This window comes from aff. Roholtiella sp. LEGE 12411 (assembly GCF_015206995.1).
Lineage (GTDB): Bacteria > Cyanobacteriota > Cyanobacteriia > Cyanobacteriales > Nostocaceae > Komarekiella.
In genome coordinates this window covers 1-5396 of the sequence record NZ_JADEXR010000247.1, presented here as the reverse complement: position 1 = coordinate 5396, position 5396 = coordinate 1, and the positions used below count along the sequence as shown (strand labels likewise).

Below are 5396 nucleotides of genomic sequence, written 5' to 3'. Positions count from 1 at the left end.
ATATTGAGTATTAAATAAAACTCAATGTTTGTTTTGAATGCAAAAACGAATGATGCTTTTAAATATGAGGCGATCGCACGCCCAAAAACTCTGTTGATTAGCCCCATTTTCAGCATAATTTTAAGTAATACTGCTTATTGACAAAATGTTCATCACCTTAACCTCTCACTTATGAACGAGGGGATAAAAATTTCTTTTCCAATGCCCCATGCCCAATGCCCCATGCCCAATGCCCAATACCCCATTCCCCATTTTCAATGACTCAACAAAAGGGCAAAGTCTACCTCATAGGTGCTGGACTAGGAGATGTAGCGTACCTGACAGTAAAGGCTGATCATCTCTTAGCTATTGCTCAGGTGTTGGTTTACGATGCCCTAGTAGATGCTCAATTGTTACAATGCGTACCGCCAGATTGCCTGAAGTTGGATGTTGGCAAACGCGGTGGTAAACCCAGCACACCACAAGCTGAGATTAACAAGTTACTAGTAAAGTACTGTCAGCAAGGAAAACAAGTTGTACGGCTCAAATCAGGCGATCCTTTTATTTTTGGGCGCTGTAGTTCCGAAATTGAGGCGTTGAAAGCATCTAATTGTGATTTTGAAGTAGTACCAGGAATTTCTTCAGCCCTTGCAGCACCTTTGTTGGCAGGAATTCCCTTAACAGATCCGGTTTTGAGTCGCTGTTTTGCAGTGTTTACAGCCCATGAACCAGATGCTTTAAACTGGGAAGCGCTGTCACGGTTAGATACATTGGTAATTTTGATGGGAGGGCGACATCTGCCGGAAATTGTAAATCAATTGGTAGAGTATGGGCGATCGCCTCACACACCCATTGCTATCATCCGTTGGGCAGGAACTCCTAACCAACAAATTTGGACAGCCCAACTAAATAATATTCTGGAACAAACCACCGGATTATCCCTCTCTCCAGTAGTAATTGTGATTGGCGAAGTTGTCGGGCTACGGAAGTACTTACAACCTGAGAAAATATATTTAAACGAAATTACCAGGCAAGATCCTAGGGAAAGGTATTCTCAGGTAGAACCTGGAAACGAGAGTACTTCCACACGCCAACCTATGTCAAGCAATCTCCCCTCTCCCCCTCCTCCCCTACCCTTATCTCCCCGCCTCCCCCTTGCTGGCAAAACTATCCTAGTAACACGTTCACTTGGACAGTCAAGTCAATTTAGCGATCGCCTCACAGCATCAGGCGCAACCGTCATTGAAATGCCTACTTTGGAGATTGGCCCGCCTTCTAGTTGGGAAGCGTTAGATAATGCGATCGCTCATTTATCTGACTTCAACTGGCTAATTCTCACTTCGACTAATGCCATAGACTACTTTTTTGAAAGACTAACTTCTCAGGGTAAAGATGTCCGTGCTTTGGCTGGGGTCAAAATTGCCGTTGTTGGTGAGAAAACAGCCCAATGCCTCAAACAACGCTGTATCCAACCAGATTTTATTCCCCCCAACTTTGTCGCCGATTCTCTCGTGGAAAACTTTCCAGATGAACTGTCTGGTAAAAAGGTTTTATTTCCCAGAGTTGAAAGTGGCGGACGAGAAGTTTTAGTCAAGGAATTAACTGCTAAGGGCGCAGAGGTGATAGAAATTGCTGCATATCAATCGTGCTGTCCGAGTAGTATCTCACCTGCGGCGGAGTTAGCTATCCAAAATCACGCCCTTGATGTAATTACTTTTGCCAGTTCCAAAACTGTGCAATTTTTCTGTCAACTCACAGCCAGTAAATTCTCACAAAACTCTGATGGCAATCAACTATCTGTAGTAGCAAATTATTTGAATGGAGTATGTATTGCTTCTATCGGCCCCCAAACCTCTAAAACTTGTCATACTTTATTCGGCCGTGTGGATGTAGAAGCTGAAGAATATACTTTAGATGGGTTAACTCAAGCACTAATCAAATGGGCAACTAATTCCTAATTAATCAGGACTTACGCAAGTGTCATATTTTTAACGCCAGAGGTTGTCCAGAGTCAAAGGTCAAAAGTCCAAAAAACCTTGACCCTTATACCAGAAGCCTTGTATGCCAGTTGCGTAAGTCCTATTAATGTAAAAAAATTGTTTGTTGTTTGCTCGACTAATGACTAATGACTAATGACTAATGACTAATGACTAATGACTAATGACTAATGACTAATGACTAATGACTAAACGCATCATCGGCTTAACTGGAGGTATTGCAACTGGTAAAACCACTGTTGCCAATTATTTAGTTAGTGCTTATAAGTTACCGATTTTGGATGCTGATATTTGTGCCAGAGATGCAGTATCTATAGGTTCGCCGATTCTGAGCGCGATCGCCCAACGTTATGGCGAACAAATTTTACTACCAGATGGTGGTCTTAACCGCCAAAAGCTGGGGGAAATTATCTTTAATCATCAAGATGAACGCAACTGGGTAGAGGGATTGATTCATCCTTACGTGCGCGATCGCTTCCTCAAAACAATTACCCAATCTCCTTTACAAACACTAATCTTAGTAGTACCTCTGCTGTTTGAAGCTGGGATGACTAATTTAGTTACAGAAATCTGGGTTGTGCGTTGTTCACAAGAGCAACAACTACAAAGATTGATGCAACGAAACCATTTAAATAGAGAACAGGCAAAAGCCCGCATCAACAGCCAATTATCTTTAGAAGCAAAAGTCGCTGGCGCAGATATCGTTTTGGATAACTCCTTTACCCTAGAAGCGCTGCTCAAACAGGTAGATCTAGCTCTAACAAGGGGCATTGCGAACTAGTATCTATTCATTTAAGAGAATCCGAATCCATATTTACAAAGCTCTCAATACATCAGTTATAAAACACCGATTCACTATTCAAGATAGGGGCGAAAAAAACCGATTATTTTATAGAGACGTTGCATTGCAACGTCTCTACTCTAGGACTTATATAAAAGCACTACCTCAATCTATTTAGCAAGAGGGCTTATGATATTCTCCTAATCAAAAACATTTATATGTGACGCAGATTTGGTTTAATAAGCTAGTAATTTTACGGTAGATAGTGCGGAAAAACCCGCTGGTTATTACGTGATTGCCGCAGAATTTGAGGTTATCATCTCTAGCATTTTAAAAAGTACTCTGTTTGACAGAATGCTCTGAATTGAAGGCTATACAGTATTAAATAATAATATCAATAATTAACTCTTCAAAGTATAAGTGGCATTATTAGTGACATGGAATGTTTCTTGAGCGTAGAATATAAATTAGTATAATTTAAAAATCAGAATTCAGGATTAAGTCTTAAAAAGATTTAATTTTTTATTTTTATTACTGCTTTTAAAATTAGTTCTGTAGAGCATTCCAAAAGAACTGCTTTAAATCTCTATGGTGTTGCTTATAGGTGCAGGCATTTATTTAACATCGGGTGATGCATTGGCTTTCTTGCCTAATAATGCAGTTAATTCCTGACTCAATTTTCCACCTGTTCGGTTCTGGATTGGTGATTGACAGGAATTGAGATTCACTTAGCAAGACAGAATTGTTCGTTGTATATATCTTCTTTGGGAAAACTCACTTATGTCTTTTATCAGAACAGGTATGAACGTAGGCTTCAATTTTATAAATAAGTTAGGTCTGACTACCTCTCCAGTAATTGAGTTAAAACATCAAAATAAAATACACGATTATAGCCAATTTGTTTGTGGCACAGACTACATATTTGAGCCAATAGATGGAGAACTGGAAGGGTACATGACCGGACAAGGAAAAGGTATCAAACCCAGTGACTACATTATTTTGCGACGCGGCTATCAATCTTATAAATATCAAGTTGAAGGAATTGATTACTACTGTGATCCACCAGATATGTGGATGGCTTTACTGAAGCAAGTACTAGTTGAGTCCTAAAACTCAATCATCAATCAATCCTTGCTCTTTTGCTAAGATAATCACTCCAACTAAACAAATGTAAGCTTATGATTTTTGTTGAGTAATTTATTCTTTGCAATACTCTTACTGAAGAACCGCAATCGTTATATTTCTCCTCCAACTACTACATCTCTAATTCGTAGACTCGGGCCACCACAACCTACAGGTAAGCCGTTTTGTCCTCCCTTGCCACAACCGCCAGATTCATCCCAGTAAAAGTCATTACCTATAGCCTCAATATCTGCCAGAGTTTGGAAAACATTACCCGAAAGCGTTACATCACGTACAGGTTCAGCAATTTTGCCGTTTCTAATCATCCATGCTTCCCCAGCGCTAAAGGTGAACATTTCCCCATTCGTCATACCGCCCAGCCAATTACGGGCGTATACTCCCTCTCTAATATCGGTGAATAAGTCTTCAACAGGCGTTGTACCCCGTTCAATCCAGGTGTTTGTCATCCGCACGATAGGCGTAAAGTGATAATTCAGACAGCGTGCGTTACCAGTAGGCGCTTCTTCCAGTTTGCCAGCGGTTTCACGGGAATGTAAACGTCCGACTAAAACCCCATCTTTAATCAGTTGGGTAGTGGTAGCTGGTGTGCCTTCGTCGTCATAAAAATAACTACCACGATGTCCCTTTGGAGCAGCACCATCAAAAATTTGTAGTTCTTTGGGGCCAAAACGCCGTCCAATGGTCATAACTTCTAGTAAATCGGGATTTTCGTAAGCCATATCAGCTTCAGAAAGATGACCAAAGGCTTCATGGACAAATAAGCCTGTGAGAATTGGATCAATAACTACCGTGTAAGTATTACCTTTTACCGATGGCAGAGATAAGGCAGCAATAGCCCTTTGGGCGGCACTTTTAACTTGTTCATCCAAATTAATTAAATCTTCATAGGCTTTGCGAGAGCCAGTAGTTTCCCTTCCAGTTTGTACGGTTTCGCCGTTTCTGGCGGTGGCAGCAAAGCGCATTTCCATATCTACCCATGATTGCTCAATTAGGGTACCTTCTGAGGTTGCAAGAATAATTCTTTGGGCGCTGTCACCATAGCGCACTGAGGTAGTGGTAATGTGGGGGTCAACGCTTTTGAGCAAGTCAGTATAGCGATCGCATAATTGCTTTTTCTGCGAAAGTGGAACTTTCCGGGGGTCAGTACCTGTTAGTGGTAGGATGCATACCGCTTGCACTGGGTCAATAGGAGCAAGTAAAGTTTCTTCATCGCCAACCATCCGTGCAGCTGCGATCGCTTCTTCAATCCGGTCTTTAATTGTCGAAAGCTGGTTAAAGCAGCTCAACCCCCACCCACCCTTATAACAAGCACGAATATGTCCACCGATGGAGATGCCTTCACTGAGGGTTTCTACTTTATCGCCACGCATTGACACTCCCCGGTCTAAAGACACGGGGATTCTAACTTCAACCTAGTTACTTGCTCTACCAGGCTTTCGCCAAGTAGCGTAGAGGTTACTAGTCCATTAGCGTTACTTAGGGAATGCCCTTCCCTA

3 protein-coding genes and 1 pseudogene are annotated in these 5396 nt (G+C 41.5%); 3 read left to right on the top strand and 1 reads right to left on the bottom strand.

The features are described 5' to 3' along the window. The first annotated feature begins 257 nt into the window (after positions 1-257). The 3 genes from cobA to IQ246_RS28630 all read left to right on the top strand — a co-directional run bounded on the left by cobA (position 258) and on the right by IQ246_RS28630 (position 3867). On the top strand, positions 258-1937 hold the full coding sequence (gene cobA / locus IQ246_RS28640) for a uroporphyrinogen-III C-methyltransferase (RefSeq protein WP_194006675.1): 1680 nt from the start codon (positions 258-260) through the stop codon (positions 1935-1937). A 223-nt stretch (positions 1938-2160) separates the two neighbouring features. Then, positions 2161-2757 (top strand): dephospho-CoA kinase, encoded by a 597-nt coding sequence (gene coaE, locus IQ246_RS28635; RefSeq protein ID WP_194006674.1) that lies wholly within the window; start codon positions 2161-2163, stop codon positions 2755-2757. 780 nt (positions 2758-3537) lie between these two features. Then, positions 3538-3867: a hypothetical protein gene (locus tag IQ246_RS28630; RefSeq protein ID WP_194006673.1), complete on the top strand. Its 330-nt coding sequence runs from the start codon at positions 3538-3540 to the stop codon at positions 3865-3867. 125 nt (positions 3868-3992) lie between these two features. Here IQ246_RS28630 and IQ246_RS28625 read toward each other — a convergent pair. Then, positions 3993-5270 (bottom strand): annotated as a pseudogene (locus IQ246_RS28625) (TldD/PmbA family protein); the annotation flags it as partial. Positions 5271-5396: the final 126 nt, after the last annotated feature.

Bases quoted from the DNA above. Each gene is read 5' to 3' on its own strand.
- cobA (WP_194006675.1), top strand. From the start codon at position 258: ATGACTCAACAAAAGGGCAAAGTCTACCTCATAGGTGCTGGACTAGGA.
- coaE (WP_194006674.1), top strand. From the start codon at position 2,161: ATGACTAAACGCATCATCGGCTTAACTGGAGGTATTGCAACTGGTAAA.
- IQ246_RS28630 (WP_194006673.1), top strand. From the start codon at position 3,538: ATGTCTTTTATCAGAACAGGTATGAACGTAGGCTTCAATTTTATAAAT.